The organism is Mucilaginibacter sp. P2_A5 (genome assembly GCF_056404995.1).
In genome coordinates, this window is sequence record NZ_JBFUCY010000006.1 from 112,974 (window position 1) to 135,956 (window position 22,983).

Consider the following 22,983-nt stretch of genomic DNA (forward strand, 5'->3'; position numbering starts at 1 on the left):
CGAAATCGAACATCCGAAATCGCAAATCAAAATGGAAGCCTCCTGTATAAGTTATAAAGAAACCGGATTTTTTTCGCCCACTGTTATTGACTACATCGAAAACCGGGCCGATCTGCAACCTTTTTACGGCTACCGGCCCAATATGGACGGATTTGCCGAACTACTGAAAAACAAAAAAGTTGTTGCTGACCGCAAAATCTTACACCGCATTTTATCTAAACAATACGCGGAGAAGTCGGAAAGTCAGGAAGTCCGGAAGTCAGAAAGTGAAGCTAACGTAAAACGTATAACCTATAACGTTCAACCACTTACTGCTCAAAATTTAGAACTGTTAAAGCTTGACAATACGTATACCATTACAACCGGGCATCAACTTAACATTTTTGCCGGTCCGCTTTATTTTCTTTATAAAATTGCAACAGCTATTAAATTAGCACAACAGTTAAAGGCTGCCCACCCTGGTAAAAACTTTGTACCCGTTTACTGGATGGCCAGTGAGGATCATGATTTTGCCGAGATTAATTATACCAACATCGGCGGCAAAAAAGTACATTGGTGGTACGAGGCTTCAGGGGCAACCGGCCGTATCAATCCCGATACGATGCGGCAGGCGCTTAACCAGTACAAAGGTGTTTTAGGAATGGAAGGCCATGCCGTGGAGGTTGCCGAAATTGTAGAAACCGCCTATACCAAATTTGATAAACTGGCCGATGCTACCCGCTACCTGGTAAACGCGCTGTTTGGCCAATATGGTTTAGTGATCATCGATGCCGATGACCATGAATTTAAAAAGCAGTTTGCCCCAATTATGGAGCAGGATATCATCAATCAAAACAGCTTTAAAAACATCACGGCCACTAATGAGCAATTGCACAAACTTGGTGTGCACATCCAGGTTAATCCCCGCGAAATCAATTTTTTTTACCTGAAGGATAGCCTGCGCGAACGCGTAATATTTGAGCACGACAGCTACCAGGTAATGAATACCGAAATCCGTTTTACCGAGGCGGAATTGCAAAAAGAAATTGCTGATTATCCCGAACGCTTTAGTCCCAACGTGGTGATGCGTCCCTTGTACCAGGAATGCATTTTGCCAAACATAGCCTACATTGGCGGCGGTGCCGAGGTGGTTTACTGGCTGGAACTGAAAGCTAACTTCGATTTTTACAAAGTTGATTTTCCTATACTCATCCTGCGTAACTCGGCACTGGTTGTGAAGAAAGACCAGGCAGCAAAGGTTAAACACATGGACCTTACAGCTGCCGATTTATTTAAACCAAACGATACCCTTAAAACCGACTGGGTAAAAAAACATAGCAACCACAACCTGAGTTTGGAAGGTGAATGGCGCGAAATGAGTGCCCTGTTCGAAAAGATAAAACTGCGCTCTTATAAAATAGATCCCACCCTATCGCCATCGGCATCTGCTGTACAGGCAAGGTTAAAACACGCCATAGATAACCTGGAGAAAAAACTGATTAAAGCAGAAAAACGCAACTATGCTACCAGGCTTGAACAATTAGCTGTAGTTAAAGCCGAACTTTTCCCTAAAGACAGTTTGCAGGAGCGTACCGAAAATTTTGGTTTGATGTATGTAAGATGGGGGCAAACATTTATTGACGAACTCATCCGCCATTTTGAACCACTTGATTTTGAGTTTACAGTTTTAACAGAAGAATAATTCTGCAACAGAGCGATAAACTTCCGGATGAGCGTGTTTTTAATACCTCACTTTAAAATGTTCTTTTTCTTTCCTGTCTTGCTTAAAAAACACCAGGCCTATCCAAAACAGGTTGATAGTGAGGGTAACTTTGGGGTTTAGCTTAATTTTGTTCCAGGTTTGCTTCAGTTGATTATCCAGGTACATGCCGGTAAAAAGCATAATGGTATCCGGATGTATTTCGGGCAGATATTGATCGAAGTATCTTACTGTTTCCTGCCGTAAATTATCGCCATGAAGAATCACAAGAGCCGGTTGTGTTTTATCAAGGCACGCAAATTCAGCATCATTTTTTGGCAGAAAAAAATTAGCGTGGGGGGCTGCTTGTTGCAAATAAACACTTGCAGCACTCCCTTTTGTTCCTAACTCAACAATATTGGCCGGATTAAAATGCTTTGCCAGCCGGTAAATTAACCGGGCTACTTTGGGCTTTGCACCTAAACCTCTCTCTCCTGCTTTCTGCACAAATCCGGGTTCGTGGTATGCCTTTTGGTTGGTGTAATCATAAATTACGTGGTCAATCAGTTTGTATACAAATGGCGAGTGAATGCCATGCCGGTTGTTGGCCGTAAACCGGTGTTGTAAATAATCTTGAACAAATCTGAGATTCCACATCCCCGCAAAAGTAAAAAAGTTTAGTATTTTAGCATGATAGCATATGATAAATCCGACAGAAGTAAACTCTTTGATCCGATTGCTGGACGATCCCGATAACGAGATCTATGATCACGTGCACGAAAAACTGCTTGGTTACGGCAGCGAAGTGATAGCCTACCTGGAAACCGCTTTTGAGCAGGCTTTTGATGCTGTACAGCAGGAACGGATAGCCAACCTGGTACACGAAATTCAATTTGGATCGTTAAAAACCGACCTGCAGTTATGGCACCAAAGCGGCGCGTTTGACCTGTTACAAGGCATCCTGATCATCAACCGCTATCAATACCCCGACCTGGATGAGCAAAGGGTTATTAACCAGGTAGAATCCATTAAACGCGATATCTGGATCCAGATGATGAACGAGGCCAGCCCTAAGGAACAGATTAAGCTCATCAATCATGTACTTTATAATATCTATGGTTTCAGCGGCAATACCTCCAACCACCTCGACCCGCAAAACAGCTACCTGAGCCAGGTTCTGGAAACAAAAAAAGGTAACCAGATCTCGCTGGCCATCATCTACTCCATCATAGCCCAAAAACTGGATATCCCGGTATACGGCGTAAACCTGCCCCAACATTTTATATTGGCCTATGTTGACGAAAGCATGGAAACTAATTTTGAAGGCGGTATCCTGTTTTATATCAATGCCTTTAACAAAGGCTTTATTTTTGGCCGCCGCGATGTAGATATGTTTTTAAAACAGCTTAACCTTAAATTCGATAAGCAGTTTTATGAGCCCTGCTCCAACACCGATATCATTAAACGCGTTATCCGCAACCTGATAAGTGCCTACGAAAACTTAGGCTCGGCCGAGAAAGTAGGGGAGTTGAATGAACTGCTGGGGATATTGGGATAGGAAAGATCGCAGGGCTGCAAATCCAGTTAGATGTGAAGCCAATATTACAACCACCTGGCTAATCTTGAAGCTACCCAGCTCACAATAATCACAGCTATATTAAGCAATACACTTATTGAAACAAATATGCCATATAAGCTGGTTATACCAATTAAGTTTTCAATTCCAAAAGAAACCAAAGTGACCATTATACATAAAATTAATAAGGAGGCCATAGAAGCAAATAGCAATCGGATCCGGATATTTACTTCTTTATAAAAAAGCCAGGAATAAGGTAAAAGGCAAAATACGATAACAAAAATAATCCCTAATATTTCCATTGTTTTTTAAAAATTCAACTATAACCAAAATCTAAAGATCATAACCTCGCCCCTTCAACAGCCAATGCCGGCTCACTTTCATTTTTGAGTCTGTCAATAGCAGTAACCACATAAATATACGTTTTTCCTTTCTCAGCCGAAAGATCAAAATACATAGTATCGTGGTTATAGGCTATATGCAGGATATTTTCGGCATTATTGATATTTATCCCTGCGCCTGCCGCAAAACGATAAATTACATAGCCATAAATCGGTTCATTATCTTTTGCCATCAATGGCGTTTGCCACATCAGCTTAACCCCGTTGGCTTCCGGCTTCGCGATAAGCCCGACCGGCGCATTCGGCGCTATCGAATCGCGCCAGAGCATCACCGGTGGCAGGGCCAGGTAGTGGTAATAATTTGCCCGCAACGAATCTGTAAAGCCCAGGGGATTATTCATCAACGAGTTGGAACTAAAATATACGCTGCCCTGCACCCTTGTATTTTTACGCAGGTATTGTATTTGCCCCGGAAGTTCGCCCGGCAGCCGGAAGCCCGGCAATTTGTTTTCGATAATGCGGTACGGTGCCTGCCCAATGTACAAATGCCGGCCATAGGCATTATTACCCCACCAGTCAATCATGGTTTTAAAGGGCACCAGTTTGTCATCAATGGGGCGGTATAGCTGTGGGTTGATATAATCTACCCAGCCCTCCTGCACCCACCTGCGCGAATCGGCATAAAGGGCGAAATACGAATCGCCGCCATGGGTATCAGAGCCATCGGCCAACTGGGTTTTGTTGGCCCAGATGCTGAACGGGCTGATGCCAAACTTCATATGCGGGTTATGCCGGTGAATGCTATCGTTCAGCATTTTTATCAGGGTGTTTACATTGTCGCGGCGCCAATCGTCAATATTGGTAAAGCCCTTACCATATTGTTGATAAGCTTGTTGATCGTTTATTTGCTGACCGGCTACGCGGTAAGGGTAAAAATAATCGTCCATGTGGATACCGTCCAGGTCGTAGTTATCAATCAGGTCTAACACTACCTGTACAATGTATTCCCGTACCTCGGGCAGGCCGGGGTTGAACAATTTCATACCACCATAAGTAAAAAACCATTCGGGTTTAATGCGGGTAATATGCTGCGGACTAAGCTGGGAGTAGGCGCTATCTTTAGTTGCCCTGTATGGGTTTATCCAGGCGTGCAACTCCATGCCGCGTTTATGCGCTTCGGTAGCGGCAAATTCCAGTGGATCGTACAATGGGTTGGGAGCCAAGCCTTGCTTCCCGGTAAGCCATTTTGACCATGGTTCGCGGCTTTTGGCATAAAAAGCATCAGCCGCCGGCCGAATCTGGAACATAATAGCATTGATACCCGTTTTTTGATGAGCATCTAAAATGGTTATTAATTCCTGTTGCTGTTGGGCTGTAGTTTCATTGGGCGTAGCCGGCCAATCGATATTTTCGACAGTAGCTACCCAAACGCCGCGGAACTCGCGTTTGGGGTGAGTTATCGAAGTGCTATCAACAAGTTGTTGAGCGTTTGATTTAAGAAAAGCGAGAAGAAGGAGAGTTATAAAAGGTAGTTTGTTGGTCATGGTAGTTAAACCTGTCCAGACTTACGAAGTTTTAAAAACTTCGTAAGTCTTCGTTATCTTTATTTATTTCCCGTTCAAAAAGCCATTTTCTTCCAGCCAGTTTGCAGCCCAGTCAAACCATTTGCCTTTGTTTTTGGAATTATTCATGCCAAAACCATGGCCACCTTCCTGAAAAATATGCATTTCGGCCTTTACTTTGTTTTTCAATAAGCCTTCATAAAACATCAGGCTGTTTTGTACAGGTACTACGTTATCATCTTCGGCATGTACCAAAAATGTGGGTGGGGTGTTGGCGCTAATTTGTTTTTCATTGGAGTACAGATCAACCTGCGCCTGAGATGGCGTTTTGCCTATCAAATTTTCGCGCGAACCTACGTGGGCCTGCTCACCAAAGCTGATCACCGGGTATATCAGCATCATAAAATCGGGACGCAGGCTGATGTTGTCTTTATCCTCAATTACGGGTTTATCAAAATGCGTTCCTTCTGTTGATACCAGGTGACCGCCGGCCGAAAAGCCGATGATACCAATCTTAGCAGGGTTAATGCCCCATTCCTTAGCGTTTTTACGTACAGTATATATGGCCATCTGCGCATCCTGCAAAGGCCCAATCGACCTATCAACCATAATCTCATCGCTTGGCAAACGGTATTTCAGCAAAAACGCTGTAACGCCGATTTTATTAAACTCCTGGCATACGGCCATGCCCTCGTGTCCGTTGGCCAAACCGCCATAGCCGCCGCCCGGGCAAACTACTACTGCTGCACCATTAGCTTTACCTTTTTCGGGCAGATAGGCGGTTAGGGTTGGTACACTTACACCGGTAATCCAGTCGCCATTGGTTTTCTCCACGTATGTTGCCGGGGTTGGTTTTGAGTTGGGTATGCCCTTTGGATATAAAGGCATCGGTTTTTCCTGGCCGTAGGCTATAGTTGCTGCGATGGTCAAAATAAAGGCTGATAAAATGGTTTTCATAATTTGTTAGGTTTATGCAATTATAGGTTTTTTATTATAAACTTTTACCTAAGGCATCTTTTACCAATTCGCGGTTTTGGCGGGAGATGGGGATTTTGGTCTGATCATTCAGCAATAAGGTTCCGCCATCTTCTTTTAAATAACTTTTTACAAATTGAACGTTCACTAAATGTGATTGATGGGTACGTACAAAATGATGAGGTTTTAAAATATCAGCAAACTCCTTCAGTGTTTTACACACCAATACCAGTTCGCCGCTTTGCAGGTAAAATGTGGTATAGTTGTTTGATGCCTCACACCTGACGATGTCGGTAATTTTTACGTACCTGATCTCGGTTAGCGTGGGAAGCGTTATTTTGGGCGTTTCTTTTTGGCCGGCCTTAATGTACTCCAACAGGTTTTCGATGCTGTGATTTTGCTGCCTGCTGTTTATTTTTCGCGTCGCCTTTTCAATGGCCAGTTTAAATTCGGCAATGTCTATCGGTTTCAGCAAGTAATCCAGCGCCGAAAATTTAATGGCCTGGATGCCATATTTATCATAGGCAGTGATGAATATCACTTCAAAATCTATTTTTTCAAAGGCCTTCAACACATCAAAACCCGATTGTCCCGGCATCTGGATATCAAGGAACAGCAAAGCGGGTTGGTTGGCTTTAATGGCGGCTATCGCATCGCCTGCATTTGAAGCAGTTGCCACAACATCAATTTGAGGGCACCAGGTTTGGATGATCTGCTGTAAATTTTCGATATTGTTGGGTTCATCATCAACAATAATACTTTTGATACTCATCGGCATAAATTTTATATCCAGTTTGATAAACGGATACTGACAACAGTTCCCGGCCCTTGCTTATCAATATGTAAACTCACCGGCTGATCTTTATATAACTGGTTTAATAAAGCTACACGTTCCCGGCTTAATTTCAGGCCATATCCACTTATTTCGCCAGCATTGTTAACCTCTATCCATTCGCCGTTGTCTTTTATAGTTAAAATGATGTCCTGGCCTTGCCGGCTCACTGATACTTCAATCCGACCTTGCTCCTTTAAAATGGCTACGCCATGCTTAACCGCGTTTTCTACAAAGGGCTGCAGCAACATGGCCGGGATATCGATATTGGCTTTGTTCAAATCCGGATCTGCTATTATCTCATACTTAAAGCCAAAACGCAACTGTTCCATTTGCAGGTAATCATCTAAAATAGCAAGTTCTTGTTCCAGGCTTAATAATTCCTCGCTGCCGGTATCCAACACCTGGCGTGTCAAGCCCGCAAATTTAGACAGGTAATGATTTGCACCTGCAATATCATTTTTATTTACCAGGTTTTGGATAGATGTTAAAGCGTTAAACATAAAGTGCGGGTTAAGCTGGGCCCGGATGGATTGCAGCTTTAAGCCGGCCGTTTGCTTTTCCTGCGCGGCACGTAACAACTTTACCTGGTTGCGCCTATAGTAGCCCCCAAACAGCAAAACAACACCCGTGAGTGTTGCTATGATGTAAGGTAAGGCTTGTTTTAGGGAGACTTTTTTATCTGATACCGGGGGAGGCTCAACGTTAAACGGGATGCGCAACATTTGTTCTTCGGGCCACTTGCCAAGATCATTTGCTCGCTGAATAATTATTTCATATTTGCCGGGTTTGTTGTAAAACTTACTATCTATATCATAATAATTTTCCCGGTTGTAATATCCCATTTCGGTGGTGTCTTTTTTCCCATTCACATCTTTAACCAGGTACACCACATAGGGTATAGTTTCATGATGTTTATAGTACAAGCGTATACTGACAACGCTATCGGCCGGAAAGCTAAAATCTAACGGCACCCCGGTGTACTCTTTAAACTTTTTAGCATACCCATGATTAAGCTTTACATTATCCAGGTCAAAATAGTCTTTTAACCGGTTAATTTCCATCCGTGTTACAAAGGGTTTAAAGTTAGGTTTCCAGTCAAATACCACTCCCTGCCGTATATCGTAATTTTGGGTATTAAGCACCTCTACCAATAGTTGCTTACCGGGAGCTTTAAACTTGCCCAAAAAACCATAAGGTTCACTTGCCCCATATTTTTGCTGGAGCATTGGTATTGTTGACCATGGAACTAATTCAACACTATCATTTTCCACTACATGATAGCGATAGTCGTTAACGTTAGCCTTTGTAATGCCGTACGCTATTAAAATTGCTGCTGAAGTATCTGAAATGATATAACTTGGATACTCTTTAGACATCGATTTTACACTTGATGCAAAAAAATCAACAAGGTTGGGATTAAGCTTCACGCCCAGCCAAATAGGGTGTTTGTCATTTATCAATTTAAAGGATTTAACCATGGCCAAATCGGTGTCTTTAACGCCATAATACGCCCCTTTGTACTCGAAGGTAAAATGATTACCAAAGGATAGGTCCTGCTTTGGCTGCGCAGAGGAACGTAACGGGGAGATGAAACTAAGGATTAGCCCGGTTAATAATACTAAAATTCTCTTTTTCATGATGTGTGTTTAAGTTTACAATTATTATTTACATCACAAAAATGTATTTACGTGCCGGGGTTAACAACGCCCAATGAGTATGTGGTATTTTCGGGTGAGAATTTGGCGAAATATGCTTGAAAACAACAATAGCGATAGAATTGCCCCATCGCTATTGTTGTTTTCAAGATTGAGTGATTAACTATTCCAAAATAAAATGGAAAGCCATATGAGCATGGCCGTCAAATTAATGATGAGGAAATATTTATTTTGCCGGCTCTTTATTAACATTACTATTCCCACGAGGGTCAGTACAATTGATATCAACAATGCCAAAAAGAAACCTAAAACATCTAAATCTGGGGTACAAGGACCACTTTTAAAGTTTCCCGATTTCATAAAATAAACTACGGCTATGGCAGAAAACAAGTGGTATGCCACCAGTAACAAATCTCTTTTTTTAATACCCGTAATCGCTAGCATTCATCCTTAACTCTTCGGCCCGCCAAACTCCATCAGGTAAGCTTTTAAAAATTCATTAAGCTCGCCATCAAGTACGGCGGCGGCGTTCGAGGTTTCATGGTCGGTACGCAAATCTTTAACCAGCTTGTAAGGGTGCAAAACATAGTTGCGGATCTGCGATCCCCATTCTATTTTCTTTTTATTGCCCTCAATGGCGTTACTTATTTCCATACGTTTGCGCATCTCAATCTCGTACAACTGCGATTTCAGCAAGCGGATAGCATTATCCTTATTTTGCAACTGTGAGCGCGACTCCTGGTTTTTGATAATAATGCCCGATGGTTTGTGGTATAAACGCACGGCGGTTTCTACCTTGTTCACGTTTTGCCCGCCGGCGCCGCCCGAGCGGAAAGTCTCAAACTCGATATCAGCCGGGTTAATGTCAATCTCGATGGTATCATCAACCAGCGGATAAACATAAACCGATGCAAACGAAGTATGGCGCTTTGCATTGGCATCAAATGGCGATACGCGGACCAAACGGTGTACGCCGTTTTCGCCTTTAAGGTAGCCGTAGGCAAAATCGCCCTCCAATTGCAGCGTTACGGTTTTTACACCGGCCACATCGCCGGGCTGGTAATCCTGCTCGGTAACTTTGTAGCCGTTCTTTTCGCCCCACATAATGTACATGCGCATGAGCATACCGGCCCAGTCGCAGCTTTCGGTACCGCCTGCGCCTGCTGTAATTTGCAGTACGGCATTAAACTGGTCTTCCTCGGCCGAGAGCATGTTTTTAAATTCAAGCTCTTCTACGGCCTTTATAGCCATGTTATACTGCTCCAGCATTTCGGCCTCGGTAGCATCACCGCCCTGGTAAAATTCAAACAGCACACCGGTATCTTCAATTACCGCCAATACTTTTTGAAATTCGTCTGTCCAAACTTTTTTTACTTTGATGGATGCCAGCACCTTTTCGGCCTCTTTCGGGTGGTCCCAAAAATGCGGGCCAATAGTTATTTCCTGTTCAGCTTTTAGTAGCTCTAATTTCTTGTCGATGTCAAAGATGCCTCCTCAGGGAAGCTGCTCTATCCCTTAAATCCTGAATCTGTTCTTTAGTCATGTGGCAAATATATGCAATTAGATTATCGGCATAAATAAAAAAAGGCCTGCAAATTGTATTATCAATCTGCAGACCTTTTTTACAAGGTAGATGAATATTTTAAGCAACCATAGCGCGGTCAAGCAGCAAGCTTAAGTCGGCACGGTCACCATTTAGCTTGGTAAGCATATTTTTAAGGCCAAATTCTTTAACCTGCTCGCTTTTTGAAGCTTTTACCAGCTCGGTCATCACAGCCGGGATCAATGCCTTTGAGGCGATCATCGCCTGTTCAGGGTCGATATGATAAAAAGTATTGAGCCTGTTGGCAAACCTGCTAACCATACTGGATACCAATGATTGATTGTAAATACCCGACGAGCGAAAATACTTCACTAAATCTTTCAATTTACCGTTTTCCATTTGTCCTTTTAATACCTCGATGATAGCGCTCGATGCTTCAATAAGCACGCTTTCGTGGTGTTTTACAGGAATTGAGGGGTTGTTAATAACTGCCGTCCCGGCGTTATTTTTTACAAGCAAAAAAAGTTTTCCAAACATAGTAGCAACAATTTTATACTGAAATTTACAAATTGATGATAAATCACTCATTTGATTATCAACAATACAAAGATATCAAATAATAATTTTAAATCTCCAAACAATTTGCAAATATTTTTTAAAAATTCGCAATTTTAAGGTGTAAAATAAACACTATGTACGTAGTGTTAAAATAACACAGAGAATAGTAAGTTTGATAAATAATATCCATCTAACAATTAACTTGTTACTTTTGTCAAAAACACTTCAACTATGTTGCCAAATATAGATTTCACAACTACCCAGAGCTATAAATATTTAGCCGACCATTACATTGATATTGTATCAAAAAGCCTGAAAGAATTATTCGATGCTGACGATCAGCGATTTAATAAATTCTCTATCCAGTTTGAAGAGATCCTGTTGGATTACTCCAAAAACCGCATCGATGATGAAACTATAGCGTTATTGATACAGCTGGCAAAAGAATGCTCTGTAAATAAGGCAATAGAAGCTATGTTTGCCGGCGAAACTATCAACGTAACCGAAGGACGCCCTGTGCTGCACATTGCCCTGCGTAACCGCAGCAATACACCTATATATGTAGATGGCAAGGATGTAATGCCCGATGTGAACAAAGTGCTTGACCATATGAAAGAATTCAGCGAAGCCATTATATCTGGCAACTGGAAAGGCTACACCGGCAAACCTATTACCGATGTGGTAAACATAGGTATCGGGGGCTCTGATTTAGGTCCCGTAATGGTTACCGAAGCATTAAAAGCGTACAAAAACCACCTTAACCTGCATTTTGTAAGCAATGTAGACGGCACACATATAGCAGAAACGCTAAAGATTGTTGACCCCGAAACCACTTTATTCCTGATAGCATCCAAAACTTTCACCACCCAGGAAACTATGGGCAATGCACACAGCGCCCGCGACTGGTTCTTAGCAGCCGGCGCTACCGAGGCAGATGTGGCCAAGCACTTCGCTGCCTTATCAACCAATGCTGCCGCTGTCGAAAAATTTGGTATCGATACAAAAAATATGTTTGAGTTTTGGGATTGGGTTGGCGGCCGTTACTCGTTATGGAGCGCCATTGGCTTGTCAATTGCCTTAAGCATCGGCTTTGATAATTTTGCCGAATTGCTGGATGGCGCGCATGCTACCGACAATCATTTTAAAACAGCGCCGTTTGAAGAAAACATCCCGGTAACACTCGCTCTTTTAGGTATCTGGTACAACAACTTCTTCGAAGCCGAAACCAATGCCATTTTACCTTACGACCAATATATGCACCGCTTTGCAGCGTACTTTCAGCAAGGCGATATGGAGAGTAACGGTAAACATGTTGACCGTAATGGCAAACATGTGGAGTACTCAACCGGTCCAATCATTTGGGGCGAGCCAGGCACCAACGGCCAGCACGCTTTTTACCAATTGATACACCAGGGTACCAAACTAATCCCCTGCGATTTTATAGCTCCTGCGCAATCGCACAACCCGCTTGGCGAGCATCATAACATGTTGCTATCAAACTTCTTCGCCCAAACAGAGGCATTGATGAACGGCAAAACCGAAGAGGTAGTTATTGAAGAGTTAAAAGCCGCCGGCAAAACAGAAGCTGAAATTGCAGCTATTGCGCCATTTAAAGTGTTTGAAGGCAACCGTCCAACCAACTCATTCCTGCTTAAAAAGATCACCCCACACAGCCTGGGTTCGTTAATTGCCATGTATGAGCACAAGATCTTCGTTCAAGGCATTATCTGGAACATTTACAGCTTTGACCAATGGGGTGTTGAATTAGGTAAGCAACTTGCAGGCAAAATTCTACCTGAATTGAAGGACGATAGTGAAATAAGCAGCCATGATTCATCAACTAATGGTTTGATTAATTTGTATAAGGCGTGGCGGTAAGCCCCCCAGCCCCCTGAAGGGGGAGTTTTTGATTTAGCAACAAAGGCCCGTTTTTTTGATACCGACCTTTGTTGCTAATCTTTTTAAATTATTGGGCATAACTATGGAAGAAATTAATCTTTGTGCTCCTGGGTATGTGAATAGCCATCGTTAATTGTTGGCTTTTCCGGGAATGGGTTTTCATATTGCCGCGAATCATATAAACCATTATTTTTAGGGTTATCGCCATAGTCATTATCGTCAGCGTCACCTTCCTGGAATATTAACCAAAGAAAATAAAATGGAATTATTTGCCACCAGCCACTTTTCCCAATATCGTGGCAACGCTTTGCTCCCTGCGACCACATAAACCACAACAGGGGTATAAACCCGAGTAAAATCATTTTAGAGCCACCTGCGCCATCAGCTGAAAGCCTGATGATTACATAACAGATAACATAGACGATAAAGCTAATTCCGTATTCAGTTCTTCGGATACGGCCTTCAAATGAGAATAGATTTTTAAACATGATATTAGATTAGGTTAGCCCAAGGTACAAATTGTACAACTATTCCCGCCTATTTATTTGTTAAATCTTTTCTTAATCAGCTTTCTTCCTTTACATTCAACAAGTCACGGAACCTTCACAAACTTTACCTGGTACATTTTCGGCCATCTTTTCCCCGTTACAAAAATACGTTTGGTTGGAGCATCGTAAGCTATACCGTTAAGTACATTATTTCCCCAATCACGGCCAGCGGGCCTTTCCGAATCCGGGTATAGGTTTTTCATGTTGATCTTTTGCTCAACGGCTCCTGTTTTGGGGTTGATCACCAGTATATCATCAGTTTCGTAAACATTGGCGTATATTTTCCCCTCTATATACTCCAGTTCGTTGATCGAATCTATCTGGCCTTTGTCATCACAAACATTAATGGAACCCATTTCCTGGTAGGTGTCCTTGTTTAGGAACCATATTTTATTGGTGCTATCGTCCATGTACAGCTTATTGCCGTCAAAGCACATACCCCAGCCTTCAACACCAACGTTATTTGTAAAGGTATTAAGCAGTTTTAAGGTATTTTTATCGTAAACCAGACCCACCTTATTTTTCCAGGTAAGCTGGATAATCCTATCACCAACAACCGAAAGGCCTTCACCAAAATAGGTGCTGTCCTTTAACCTTACTAACTTTAAAATTTTACCAGTCTGCAAATCGGCTTTCAGCAAGGCCGAGCGTTGGTAATCGCCTGTACTTTCATACATTACGCCATCGGCATATTGCAAGCCTTCGGTGTATGAACTGGTATCATGCGGAAAGGTTTTCTCTACTTTAAAAGTAAACGCTTCGGGGGCTTTAGCAGCTAACAGCAATATATTGGTGCTTACATCCTGGCTTTTACCTCCCTGGTAAACTTTGGCAGTTATCAGTTTTATACCGAGGGGGATAGTGTCTGTTTTTACGCTGATAGCAGATGAATCTTTAGCCACACCTAAACGTAGGTTTTCCATCATGTACACTACCGAATCGGGTTTGGTATCTGCCGGCAGGCCTACCTTTACTTTTACCACATCACCTGCTTTATAAGTAGTACCAGCTTCCGGGCTGATGGTGTAATCGGCGCCGTTATCAGCCGGTTTTTGACGGCATCCATTACAGCCAAGCGCCAGTAATAAACCGGCAGCAAAAAATATCTTTAATGTGTTATTCATGTTTTTCATAATGTGCCCGACGGCCAAAACGCGTCTTCGATATGGTTTAGTATATAGTTTTTATCCCTGTCGAACAAAATAGCGATGATATCAAACCGCACTTCGCCCTGGTGGTTCATCAAATAAATATATTCATCAGCAGCATCGGCCAATAATTTTTGTTTGCGCGCATCTACAAAATCTTCTGGCATGCCAAAGCCGGTACCGGTGCGCGTTTTTACTTCGGTAAATATAATAACCTTGTCTTTATATGCAATCAGGTCAATTTCGGCTTTGCCGTGTGTCCAGTTTTCGTCAAGTATCTCGTAACCGGCATTTTCCAGGTGTGTTTTGGCTAAAGCTTCGCCCGCGCGACCAAGATCAAGGTGTTGGGCCATTATTTGATAATTACTGAACCTAAAAAGTCGGAGATACTTTTTTCAACCTTTTTCATGCGCATGTACTGGTTAAGCAGTATTTCCTGGTCGGCTTCAGACGCTGCATTTTTGAGTTCCAGCCGCAGATTGTCCAACATGCCTTCCACTTTATGTTTTTTAAGATGAAAAATAGCGCCCAGGATGGTAGCCTTCATATTATGCTGCTCGTCATGAATCATGATCTTGTGCATATCGTACCAGTTTTCGCTCAGGGTGTATTTGGAGCTCAGCAAATCAATGCTGATATCAACAATGCCTTTATCCTTGTGATGGATAAAATAGCTATCCTCTGGCAGTACACCATTCTCTACTTCCTGCCGGTATAGTTCAACAAAAAGTTTACAGGTTTCATCTTCAAAGGTAACATCGCCCAGCTCGGCTATCATAAAAGGACCAATGTAGGTATTGGCAATGCCATCCCAATCAATCATTTTACTTCCGTATAACAACAGCAGCCGGATGACCTCTTTTTCCTGGAAATATTCTTTTTTAGGGGCGCTTGGTGCCAGATCAGCCTCGTCGAAAAAATGAGGCTCGTCAGGCGGCATTTCCGGCTGGTACCGGTTATGATTTTGCTGCTGCTGGCCATCCTTTTTGGATTTGGCCTGCCGCATTTTGTTAAGCTCGGATAACAGCGCACGTTCATCAATCTGCAAAATGTAACTGCACTCTTTAATGAACACCGACGCCTTGATTGAATCGGGAATTTTGGCAATACTTTCTACAATCTCGCGGATAACACCGGCTTTTTTTATGGGGTCGTTCCCTGCATCTTTTAGCAGTGTATTGGCCTTAAAAAGGATAAAATCCTTTTTGTTTTCCTCGATATACTTTTTAAAAGCACTTGAGCCATTGGCCTGTACGTACGAGTCCGGATCGTGCCCGTCCAGGAACGTAACTACTTTTACGTTAAGGCCTTCCTCCAGGATCATATCCAACCCGCGGATGGCCGCTTTTATGCCCGCTGCATCGCCATCATATAAAATGGTAATGTTTTTGGTAAACCGGCTGATGAGCTTGATCTGCTCGACGGTTAACGATGTACCGGATGATGCCACCACGTTTTCGATACCGGCCTGCACTACCGAAAGCACATCGGCATAGCCTTCAACCAGGTAGCAATTATCTTCCTCGCGGATGGACTTTTTGGCAAAGTACAAGCCGTAAAGTACGTTTGATTTATGGTAGATCTCGCTCTCGGGCGAGTTTACATACTTGGGTACGTTTTTATCTTTTTTTAAGGTACGGCCACCAAACGCGATAACCCTACCGGTAAAATTATGTATCGGGAACATTACCCGGCCACGGTAACGGTCATACAAGGTGCCGTTATCCCGTTTTACAGACAGGCCGCTATCTACCAAAAATTGCTCTTTGTAACCCTCTTTTATGGCGCTCCCGGTAAAAGCCTCCCATTGATCGGGCGAGTAGCCCAGCTCAAATTTTTTGATGATATCGTTACTAAAGCCACGCTCTTTAAAATAGCTTAAGCCGATGCTTTTACCTTCATCAGTTTCAAGCAAACTTTCGTGAAAGAATTTAGCGGCATAGCCCGATACAATCATCAGGCTTTCGCGCCGCAGATCCTCTTCCCGGTTTTCAGGAGCTTCTACGGTTTCCTCTACCTCAATTCCGTACTTTTTGGCCAGCCATTTCAAGGCTTCGGGATAGCTGAATTTTTCCAGCTCCATTAAAAAAGTAACTGCCGAGCCGCCTTTACCAGTAGAGAAATCTTTAAAAATGCCTTTAGCGGGCGATACCGTGAACGATGGTGTACGCTCATTGGCAAATGGCGAAAGGCCCACATAGTTGGCACCGCGCTTTTTTAACTGCACAAATTCCCCTATCACCTCCACAATGTCGGTGGCTTCCATAATACGGTCGATGGTGGATTTTATGATCATGCGCTAAAATGCAAATGTAGGGCAAATCATCAATTGATGATTAACAAACGTTAAGATACAATTTTATTTGGTTGGTTATGTGGCTTTAAAAATGTTACTGCTATCCCTGCAAGCACAATGATGCTACCAATTATCTCGTTCAGCTGAAGCTTTTCGCCCAACAAAACTGCGGCAAGGAGGGCCGCAAAAACGGTTTGGCTCAGCAGGGTAATAGCCACTTTTGTCGATTCCAGGTAGCGTAACGAATAGTTGATGGTTAGCCAGCCCAACAGCTGGCAAATAATGCCCATACCAATAAAACACAGCCAAACCTTTAAAGGGAACACCAACAGGCTTCCGCCAACAAAGCTGTTTACTATAATCAGGAAAACACTCGCGCTCAGCATGCTGTAAAACATAAATGTAAAAACATCTATGCCTGCCATAATATTTTTGGTAATCATAATATAAGTGGCATAAAACAAACTGGCCAACACCGCCAATAATATCCCCGCGTTAAGTTCCAGGTGCAAAATATGCTGGTACCCTACCAATACCACCATCCCGCCTATGGCCACTAATGTGCCTGCCCAGAATAAAAGGCCACCACTTTTTTTGAAAAGTAAAAAGCTAAACAAGCCCACCCAAACAGGAGCCAGGTTGGCAATTAAAGTTGATACCGTGGCGCTGATTTTTAACAATGATAAGTTCCATACCGATACATCTGCCGCAAAAACAATCCCTGCTATAATGGCAATGATCAATTGCTTGCGCTCTACCTTAAGTTTCTTTTTGATGATGCAATAAGGCAGCAGGCACAGCCAGGCAAAAAACACCCGGTAAAACGCGCAGCCAATTGGCGATACCCCTGCAAGCTTCACAAATATTGGCGAAAACGAGATGCATAAAATGCCAATAACCAGGCTTACTTTTGGATTCATGATGGCGTATTTTGTTGAGCGGCAAACTTACACAAATAGCTTTTGAATAGGCCGGAGATATATGTTTTTGACACGGAATGTATCATATGGTAATTTGGCGCCGTAATGTATTTAAACCTCTTCCCTCATGAAAAAATATATCCTGCCCTTTATTATTTTAACAACGCTTTTAACTGCCTGCGGTAAAAAAATGTGCTGCGTTTTACCCAATATAGCGTATATGGTAGCCGATAAAAACAACGCCCAATGGAGTGCCGACCCATCAAGCAGTAATATAAGACAAGATACCATCGCTTTATTTGGCACCAATTTTAGCACACAGCTTGAAGAAACCCTTACCATGCAATTTAAAGCATCGGCACCGGGAACTTATAGCCTGAAAGGCAACCAGGCGTTATACTACAACACCGTAGGGCGCGATGTAATAACCAGCGAATATGGCTTAGACGATACTTATGCAAATACAGTTATTATTGCATCGTATGACAAAGTTGGCAAAGTTGTAACAGGCACGTTCAATTTAAAATTCAAACATACTTATCCTGCAGATAAACCCGCCTCGCTACAGTTTTTAAATGGACAATTTAAAGTAGCGCTACACTAATTTAAATTTGTAACTTGTTAAGCACCCGGTTTAATCAGGAATTTATTATTGTATCACGTCCGGGCTTTCACTGTATAATTACAAACCACTTATCTATATGAAAAAGGCAGTCCTGCTTTTGCTAAGCACCATTACCATATACTGTACGTCCTGTAGTCAAAAATGCTGCGTTATGCCTGTTTACAATTACTATATCAACGCGCAAAAAGACGGCGCCGCATGGCGTGCCAACCCGGCAAACAGCAAAATAAGCGCGGCAGGCGATACCGTAACCGTTATGGGCACTTCTGACGATATACCCCAAAAAGTAATGGGCTTCAGATTTAAATACACAGGTACCGGCAAATATGTACTTAAAGGCGAAAACGGCTTTTACTACTATTCCATTGGCCCATCCTCCTTCATGAATAATTTTACCATCGATAGCGCAGCCGCCGAAAGCTACGCCATAGTCGAAAAATTTGACAGGGCGGGCAATTCTGTTAGCGGTACTTTCAGTTTACGGCTGATCAGATCGCCGGATACCTTAGCCAATACCCTTAACCATGTAAGTTTTTTAAACGGCAAATTCAAAGTCACATTACATAATTAATTGTATTTTTGCGGCTCAAAAAAATACACACTTTTACACATAATTATACATTATGAGCCAGCGCACAAAGATCAAAGCATTGCTGCAAAGCCAGCAAACGGATATTGATGTAACAGTTAAAGGATGGGTTCGCGCCTTCCGGTCTAATCGTTTTATCGCTTTGAATGATGGCTCAACCAATAATAACATCCAGATTGTTGTTGACTTTGAAAACACCGATCCTGCGCTGCTAAAACGCATTACAGTTGGCGCCGCACTAAGCGTATCAGGAAAACTCATCGCTTCATTGGGCAAAGGCCAAACGGTTGAAGTTATAGCTCAGGATATCGAAATTTTAGGCGACAGCGATCCCGAAAAATATCCTATCCAGCCTAAAAAACACAGTTTGGAATTTTTGAGGGAAAACGCCCACCTGCGTTTCCGTACCAGTACTTTTGGGTCGATATTTCGCCTGCGTAACAGCCTGGCATTCGCGGTACACCAGTTTTTTCAGGAGCGTGGCTTTATTTACCTGCATACCCCGGTTATTACACAATCGGATGCCGAAGGCGCGGGCGAAGCTTTCCACGTTACCAACTTCGACCTGAACAATGTACCTAAAACCGATACCGGCGAGGTAGATTACAAACAGGACTTTTTTGGCAAATCAACCAACCTAACCGTATCCGGCCAGTTGGAAGGCGAACTGGGAGCAATGGCCCTGAGCGATATTTATACCTTCGGACCAACATTCCGTGCCGAAAACTCAAACACCACCCGCCACCTGGCCGAGTTTTGGATGATTGAGCCGGAAGTGGCCTTTAACGACCTGCACGACAACATGGACCTTGCCGAGGACATGCTGAAATATGTGATCAAATTCGCCCTTGATAAAAACCCGGATGATATTGAGTTTTTAACCCAGCGTTTACAGGAAGAAGAAAAACAAAAACCGCAAAACGAACGCTCTGACATGACCTTGTTAGAGAAGCTGAACTTTTGTTTAGATAACAATTTTGAGCGTCTTACCTATACCGAGGCTATTGAGATACTGAAAGAATCGACCCCGAACAAAAAGAAAAAATTTGTTTACCCGATTGAAGGCTGGGGTACCGATTTGCAAAGCGAGCATGAACGTTATTTGGTGGAGAAGCATTTTAAAAAACCGGTGATCCTGACCGATTATCCTAAAGAGATCAAATCGTTTTACATGCGACTGAATGACGATGGTAAAACCGTGCGCGCTATGGATATCCTTTTCCCGGGCATAGGCGAAATTGTAGGCGGTTCGCAACGTGAAGAGCGTTTGGATTTGTTAGAAAAACGCATGGACGAAATGGGCATCCCTAAAGACGAACTTTGGTGGTACCTGGATACCCGCCGCTTTGGCTCGTGCCCTCATTCAGGTTTTGGCTTAGGCTTTGAGCGCCTGGTGCTGTTTGTTACCGGCATGGGCAACATCCGCGATGTGATCCCTTTCCCAAGGTTCCCGAAGAATGCAGAATTTTAATTGAAGGATTCTGTCGAAAAACCCATGTCATTGCGAGGAGGTACGACGTGGCAATCGCAAACTTTGCATTTCCGCTTTGCAAATTCGCGATTGCTTCGTACCTCGCAATGACATGATGGTTTAAAGCTATTTACCATGCCCATTATCGAATTAGCCACCCACATTAATGCCCCCGTTGCCCGGTGTTTCGATCTGGCCAGGAGTATTGATATGCATTTAGATTCGATGCAGCAGAGCGGCGAAACTGCCGTAGCCGGGCGCACCAGCGGCCTGATTGAACTGGGTGAAACTGTTACCTGGCGGGCAAAGCATTTCGGCATCTGGCAAACCTTAACCTCGAAGGTTACCGAAATGGAATATCCCAATTACTTCACCGACGAAATGGTTCAGGGTGCATTTAAAGCCTTCCGCCACGAACATTATTTTTATCCCATCAACAACCAAACCCTGATGAAGGATATTTTTATGTTTGATGCTCCCTTGGGATTTTTAGGAATTATAGCTAACTTCCTGTTTTTGGAACGGTATATGACCCGCTTGCTGGAGCAACGCAACCAGGAAATTAAAAAAGCGGCGGAAGCCCCCCGGCCCCCTGAAGGGGGTGCTGGAACGCGGCATTAAATTTCAAAAAAAAGCAAAAATCCTGTTAATCCTGTAAAATCGTTAAATCGTGTTCAAATCAACTATCCTCATCATCCCCGGCCTTGGCAATTCCGGGCCGCAACATTGGCAATCGCTTTGGGAAAAGCAATTTGGTTTTACCCGTGTTGAGCAACAGGATTGGGAAACACCCGTTTGTGCCGACTGGATAACTACCTTGCAGGCTTATGTAGACAAACATGACCCTAAAGATGTGATACTGGTAGGCCATAGCCTGGCCTGCGCCACCATTGCCTACTGGGCAAAGGAATATAACGTAGCCATTAAAGCAGCCCTGCTGGTTGCCCCAAGCGATACCGAAGCCGAAAGCTACCCAACCGGAACAACCGGCTTTGCGCCTGTGCCGCTGATAAAGCTGCCGTTTAAAAGCACCACGGTAATGAGCACCAACGATTTTTATGTAACACCCGAACGTGCTCAACTATTTGCTGATGCCTGGGGCAGCAAACTGGTCAGCATAGGCGATGCCAGCCATATTAACGCGGCATCGGGCTTAGGACCCTGGGAAGCAGGCCTCGAGTTATTGCGTGAACTGGACGGGTAATTTTTAGGTGAAAGGTAAAGGGTAAAAGGCCAAACCTATTTAACATAACACCTTTCACCTTTCACCTTATCTAATAACGTTAAACAACCTGCTCCACCTGATTTTGTGCAGGAAGCCGGCCTGATCATCAATACTCATCCAGATAAACAGCGCTTTGCCCACAATATGATCTTCAGGAACAAATCCCCAGAAACGCGAATCTTCGGAGTTGTGGCGGTTATCGCCCATCATGAAATAGTAGTTCATTTTAAAGGTGTAGCTATCGGCCTTTTTACCATTAATCAGGATATCCTTGCCAACTACTTCAACTTTATTGCCTTCGTAAATTTCAATAGCGCGGCCGTATACCGGGAATGTTAAGCTATCCAGCTTTACTGTCCAGCCTTTTTTAGGCACGATGATAGGTCCGTAGTTGTCCTGGTTCCAGGTAAAAACGGGGAAACTTGGTGTAATTTTATAGTAAGGATACTTCAACGGGAAAACAGTGTAGCCATCTGTAGCGCCGGGCTTAGCCAAATCGGCGGTAACCGATTTAATATTTGCGTATCCTTTTAATGCATTGGCCGATGCTACCGTAGTGTTTGTTACAAATTCATTAGGCCTATCGGTTGTGGCAATATCAGCCAGGTGCAGCTCGCTTATCAGGTCGGGGTTAATTGGCGTCCCGTCGTATTGTACACGGTAAGTAATTTCGCCGTTTACAGGAGTTGTTTTGGCTTTACCATTAATAAACACCCGGGCATTTACCACGCTTAGCGTATCGCCTGGGGTGCCCTGGCAGCGTTTTATATAATTCTCGCGTTTATCAACCGGGCGAAAGTACGGCGAATCGGCATCCATGGGATAATTAAATACCACCACATCACCTTTTTTAATATCGCTTAAACCGGGCAGACGGTAATAGGGTAATTCAATACCATCCCAGTAAGCTTTGGTATTAATAAGCGGCATGGTATGATGCGCAAATGGAAAAGCTATGGGCGTCATAGGCAGGCGGGCGCCATAGTTTACTTTGCTCACAAACAGGTAATCGCCAATAAGTAAAGAACTTTCCATAGATGCACTCGGAATTACATAAGCTTCTATAAACAGCGTGCGGATCAATGTTGCGGCTATCACCGCGAAAATAATGGCATCGGCCCACTCGCGTACTGCGGTTTTTTTAAGCGCCTTTTTATATTTTTCCCTAAATTCCGGACTTGCCGATGGGCCTAAATATTTGGTATTTTTATCAAAACCCCATTTGGGCAGGTATATAAACTCCAACGCTACGCCGGCAAAATGTTCGGCAAGGGTAAACTTGCCGTACGATTTTATAAAATCGACCATCAGGCCAATAAACACCAAAAAGTTTACACCAGGAATAAATAGCAGCACCATCCACCATAGTGGCCTACCACTTATTTTTATTATCACGTAAAAATTATAAATTGGTATTATGGCTTCCCATCCCAGCCTATCGGCCTTTTCAAACAATTTCCACAGGCCCACATAAGGCAAAACAAACAGTATTATAAATGCAATTACAAATTCTACAACGTTCACTATAAGTTCTTTTTA

21 protein-coding genes are annotated in these 22,983 nt (G+C 43.2%); 8 read left to right on the top strand and 13 right to left on the bottom strand.

The window, feature by feature from the left end:
• Positions 1 to 31 precede the first annotated feature (31 nt).
• The gene (gene bshC / locus AC1DXF_RS07065) at positions 32 to 1,681 is read left to right on the top strand and encodes a bacillithiol biosynthesis cysteine-adding enzyme BshC (RefSeq protein WP_477447529.1); all 1,650 of its coding nucleotides are present in this window, start codon (positions 32 to 34) and stop codon (positions 1,679 to 1,681) included.
• 39 nt (positions 1,682 to 1,720) lie between these two features.
• Here bshC and AC1DXF_RS07070 read toward each other — a convergent pair whose 3' ends face one another.
• On the bottom strand, positions 1,721 to 2,335 hold the full coding sequence (locus AC1DXF_RS07070) for a hypothetical protein (protein WP_477447531.1): 615 nt from the start codon (positions 2,333 to 2,335) through the stop codon (positions 1,721 to 1,723).
• 43 nt (positions 2,336 to 2,378) lie between these two features.
• Between AC1DXF_RS07070 and AC1DXF_RS07075 the strand changes: the two genes are divergently transcribed.
• Positions 2,379 to 3,236: a transglutaminase family protein gene (locus AC1DXF_RS07075; protein ID WP_477447533.1), complete on the top strand. Its 858-nt coding sequence runs from the start codon at positions 2,379 to 2,381 to the stop codon at positions 3,234 to 3,236.
• 358 nt (positions 3,237 to 3,594) lie between these two features.
• On the opposite strand, the gene AC1DXF_RS07080 is transcribed toward AC1DXF_RS07075, so the two are convergent.
• The 6 genes from AC1DXF_RS07080 to AC1DXF_RS07105 all read right to left on the bottom strand — a co-directional run bounded on the left by AC1DXF_RS07080 (position 3,595) and on the right by AC1DXF_RS07105 (position 10,702).
• Positions 3,595 to 5,139 (bottom strand): glycoside hydrolase family 10-like protein, encoded by a 1,545-nt coding sequence (locus AC1DXF_RS07080; RefSeq protein WP_477447535.1) that lies wholly within the window; start codon positions 5,137 to 5,139, stop codon positions 3,595 to 3,597.
• A gap of 63 nt (positions 5,140 to 5,202) precedes the next feature.
• A complete protein-coding gene (locus AC1DXF_RS07085; protein ID WP_477447537.1) occupies positions 5,203 to 6,114 on the bottom strand; it encodes an alpha/beta hydrolase in 912 nt (303 codons plus the stop codon).
• Positions 6,115 to 6,148: 34 nt separating this feature from the next.
• The gene (locus AC1DXF_RS07090; RefSeq protein ID WP_477447539.1) at positions 6,149 to 6,904 is read right to left on the bottom strand and encodes a LytR/AlgR family response regulator transcription factor; all 756 of its coding nucleotides are present in this window, start codon (positions 6,902 to 6,904) and stop codon (positions 6,149 to 6,151) included.
• Positions 6,905 to 6,915: 11 nt separating this feature from the next.
• A complete protein-coding gene (locus AC1DXF_RS07095) occupies positions 6,916 to 8,604 on the bottom strand; it encodes a sensor histidine kinase (RefSeq protein WP_477447541.1) in 1,689 nt (562 codons plus the stop codon).
• 468 nt (positions 8,605 to 9,072) lie between these two features.
• Positions 9,073 to 10,165, bottom strand: a protein-coding gene (prfB, locus tag AC1DXF_RS07100; RefSeq protein WP_143065359.1) for a peptide chain release factor 2 whose coding sequence is annotated in 2 segments (ribosomal slippage) — positions 9,073 to 10,104 and positions 10,106 to 10,165 — 1,092 coding nt in all. Because the reading frame shifts where the segments join, the coding sequence is not laid out codon by codon here.
• A gap of 99 nt (positions 10,166 to 10,264) precedes the next feature.
• A complete protein-coding gene (locus AC1DXF_RS07105; protein WP_477447543.1) occupies positions 10,265 to 10,702 on the bottom strand; it encodes a hypothetical protein in 438 nt (145 codons plus the stop codon).
• Positions 10,703 to 10,954: 252 nt separating this feature from the next.
• Here AC1DXF_RS07105 and pgi point away from each other — a divergent pair, with 252 nt between their 5' ends.
• The gene (gene pgi / locus AC1DXF_RS07110) at positions 10,955 to 12,601 is read left to right on the top strand and encodes a glucose-6-phosphate isomerase (protein WP_477447545.1); all 1,647 of its coding nucleotides are present in this window, start codon (positions 10,955 to 10,957) and stop codon (positions 12,599 to 12,601) included.
• A gap of 113 nt (positions 12,602 to 12,714) precedes the next feature.
• Here pgi and AC1DXF_RS07115 read toward each other — a convergent pair whose 3' ends face one another.
• The 5 genes from AC1DXF_RS07115 to AC1DXF_RS07135 form a co-directional block, all read right to left on the bottom strand.
• Positions 12,715 to 13,110 carry a DUF805 domain-containing protein gene (locus tag AC1DXF_RS07115; RefSeq protein ID WP_477447547.1) on the bottom strand — a complete coding sequence of 132 codons (396 nt, stop codon included), beginning with the start codon at positions 13,108 to 13,110 and terminating at the stop codon, positions 12,715 to 12,717.
• 104 nt (positions 13,111 to 13,214) lie between these two features.
• On the bottom strand, positions 13,215 to 14,294 hold the full coding sequence (locus tag AC1DXF_RS07120; RefSeq protein WP_477447549.1) for a glutaminyl-peptide cyclotransferase: 1,080 nt from the start codon (positions 14,292 to 14,294) through the stop codon (positions 13,215 to 13,217).
• A 5-nt stretch (positions 14,295 to 14,299) separates the two neighbouring features.
• Positions 14,300 to 14,671, bottom strand: a complete 372-nt coding sequence (locus AC1DXF_RS07125) for a YraN family protein (RefSeq protein WP_477447551.1) — start codon at positions 14,669 to 14,671, stop codon at positions 14,300 to 14,302.
• A complete protein-coding gene (gene dnaG, locus AC1DXF_RS07130; RefSeq protein ID WP_477447553.1) occupies positions 14,671 to 16,614 on the bottom strand; it encodes a DNA primase in 1,944 nt (647 codons plus the stop codon). The genes AC1DXF_RS07125 and dnaG overlap by 1 nt, the downstream gene beginning before the upstream one ends.
• Before the next feature lie 50 nt (positions 16,615 to 16,664).
• The gene (locus AC1DXF_RS07135; protein WP_477447555.1) at positions 16,665 to 17,534 is read right to left on the bottom strand and encodes a DMT family transporter; all 870 of its coding nucleotides are present in this window, start codon (positions 17,532 to 17,534) and stop codon (positions 16,665 to 16,667) included.
• Between the two features lie 127 nt (positions 17,535 to 17,661).
• On the opposite strand from AC1DXF_RS07135, the gene AC1DXF_RS07140 reads away from it, so the two are divergent.
• The 5 genes from AC1DXF_RS07140 to AC1DXF_RS07160 all read left to right on the top strand — a co-directional run bounded on the left by AC1DXF_RS07140 (position 17,662) and on the right by AC1DXF_RS07160 (position 21,423).
• Entirely contained in the window at positions 17,662 to 18,138 is a 477-nt protein-coding gene (locus AC1DXF_RS07140; protein WP_477447557.1) for a DUF6252 domain-containing protein, read from the top strand.
• A gap of 97 nt (positions 18,139 to 18,235) precedes the next feature.
• Positions 18,236 to 18,730, top strand: a complete 495-nt coding sequence (locus AC1DXF_RS07145) for a DUF6252 domain-containing protein (RefSeq protein ID WP_477447559.1) — start codon at positions 18,236 to 18,238, stop codon at positions 18,728 to 18,730.
• 52 nt (positions 18,731 to 18,782) lie between these two features.
• Positions 18,783 to 20,219 (top strand): asparagine--tRNA ligase, encoded by a 1,437-nt coding sequence (gene asnS / locus AC1DXF_RS07150; RefSeq protein ID WP_477447561.1) that lies wholly within the window; start codon positions 18,783 to 18,785, stop codon positions 20,217 to 20,219.
• Between the two features lie 135 nt (positions 20,220 to 20,354).
• The gene (locus AC1DXF_RS07155; RefSeq protein ID WP_477447563.1) at positions 20,355 to 20,840 is read left to right on the top strand and encodes an SRPBCC family protein; all 486 of its coding nucleotides are present in this window, start codon (positions 20,355 to 20,357) and stop codon (positions 20,838 to 20,840) included.
• A 49-nt stretch (positions 20,841 to 20,889) separates the two neighbouring features.
• Positions 20,890 to 21,423 (top strand): RBBP9/YdeN family alpha/beta hydrolase, encoded by a 534-nt coding sequence (locus AC1DXF_RS07160; RefSeq protein WP_477447566.1) that lies wholly within the window; start codon positions 20,890 to 20,892, stop codon positions 21,421 to 21,423.
• Positions 21,424 to 21,489: 66 nt separating this feature from the next.
• On the opposite strand, the gene lepB is transcribed toward AC1DXF_RS07160, so the two are convergent.
• Complete coding sequence (gene lepB / locus AC1DXF_RS07165; protein ID WP_477447568.1) at positions 21,490 to 22,968, bottom strand: signal peptidase I; 1,479 nt, start codon at positions 22,966 to 22,968, stop codon at positions 21,490 to 21,492.
• Positions 22,969 to 22,983 lie beyond the last annotated feature (15 nt).

Excerpts from the sequence above, each read along its gene's own strand:
- bshC (WP_477447529.1), top strand. The coding sequence starts at position 32 with ATGGAAGCCTCCTGTATAAGTTATAAAGAAACCGGATTTTTTTCGCCC.
- AC1DXF_RS07115 (WP_477447547.1), bottom strand. The coding sequence starts at position 13,110 with ATGTTTAAAAATCTATTCTCATTTGAAGGCCGTATCCGAAGAACTGAA.
- AC1DXF_RS07070 (WP_477447531.1), bottom strand. The coding sequence starts at position 2,335 with ATGTGGAATCTCAGATTTGTTCAAGATTATTTACAACACCGGTTTACG.
- AC1DXF_RS07105 (WP_477447543.1), bottom strand. The coding sequence starts at position 10,702 with ATGTTTGGAAAACTTTTTTTGCTTGTAAAAAATAACGCCGGGACGGCA.
- AC1DXF_RS07145 (WP_477447559.1), top strand. The coding sequence starts at position 18,236 with ATGAAAAAGGCAGTCCTGCTTTTGCTAAGCACCATTACCATATACTGT.
- AC1DXF_RS07080 (WP_477447535.1), bottom strand. The coding sequence starts at position 5,139 with ATGACCAACAAACTACCTTTTATAACTCTCCTTCTTCTCGCTTTTCTT.
- AC1DXF_RS07085 (WP_477447537.1), bottom strand. The coding sequence starts at position 6,114 with ATGAAAACCATTTTATCAGCCTTTATTTTGACCATCGCAGCAACTATA.
- dnaG (WP_477447553.1), bottom strand. The coding sequence starts at position 16,614 with ATGATCATAAAATCCACCATCGACCGTATTATGGAAGCCACCGACATT.
- AC1DXF_RS07140 (WP_477447557.1), top strand. The coding sequence starts at position 17,662 with ATGAAAAAATATATCCTGCCCTTTATTATTTTAACAACGCTTTTAACT.
- asnS (WP_477447561.1), top strand. The coding sequence starts at position 18,783 with ATGAGCCAGCGCACAAAGATCAAAGCATTGCTGCAAAGCCAGCAAACG.
- AC1DXF_RS07120 (WP_477447549.1), bottom strand. The coding sequence starts at position 14,294 with ATGAATAACACATTAAAGATATTTTTTGCTGCCGGTTTATTACTGGCG.
- AC1DXF_RS07135 (WP_477447555.1), bottom strand. The coding sequence starts at position 17,534 with ATGAATCCAAAAGTAAGCCTGGTTATTGGCATTTTATGCATCTCGTTT.
- AC1DXF_RS07090 (WP_477447539.1), bottom strand. The coding sequence starts at position 6,904 with ATGAGTATCAAAAGTATTATTGTTGATGATGAACCCAACAATATCGAA.
- AC1DXF_RS07095 (WP_477447541.1), bottom strand. The coding sequence starts at position 8,604 with ATGAAAAAGAGAATTTTAGTATTATTAACCGGGCTAATCCTTAGTTTC.
- pgi (WP_477447545.1), top strand. The coding sequence starts at position 10,955 with ATGTTGCCAAATATAGATTTCACAACTACCCAGAGCTATAAATATTTA.
- AC1DXF_RS07125 (WP_477447551.1), bottom strand. The coding sequence starts at position 14,671 with ATGGCCCAACACCTTGATCTTGGTCGCGCGGGCGAAGCTTTAGCCAAA.
- AC1DXF_RS07155 (WP_477447563.1), top strand. The coding sequence starts at position 20,355 with ATGCCCATTATCGAATTAGCCACCCACATTAATGCCCCCGTTGCCCGG.
- AC1DXF_RS07075 (WP_477447533.1), top strand. The coding sequence starts at position 2,379 with ATGATAAATCCGACAGAAGTAAACTCTTTGATCCGATTGCTGGACGAT.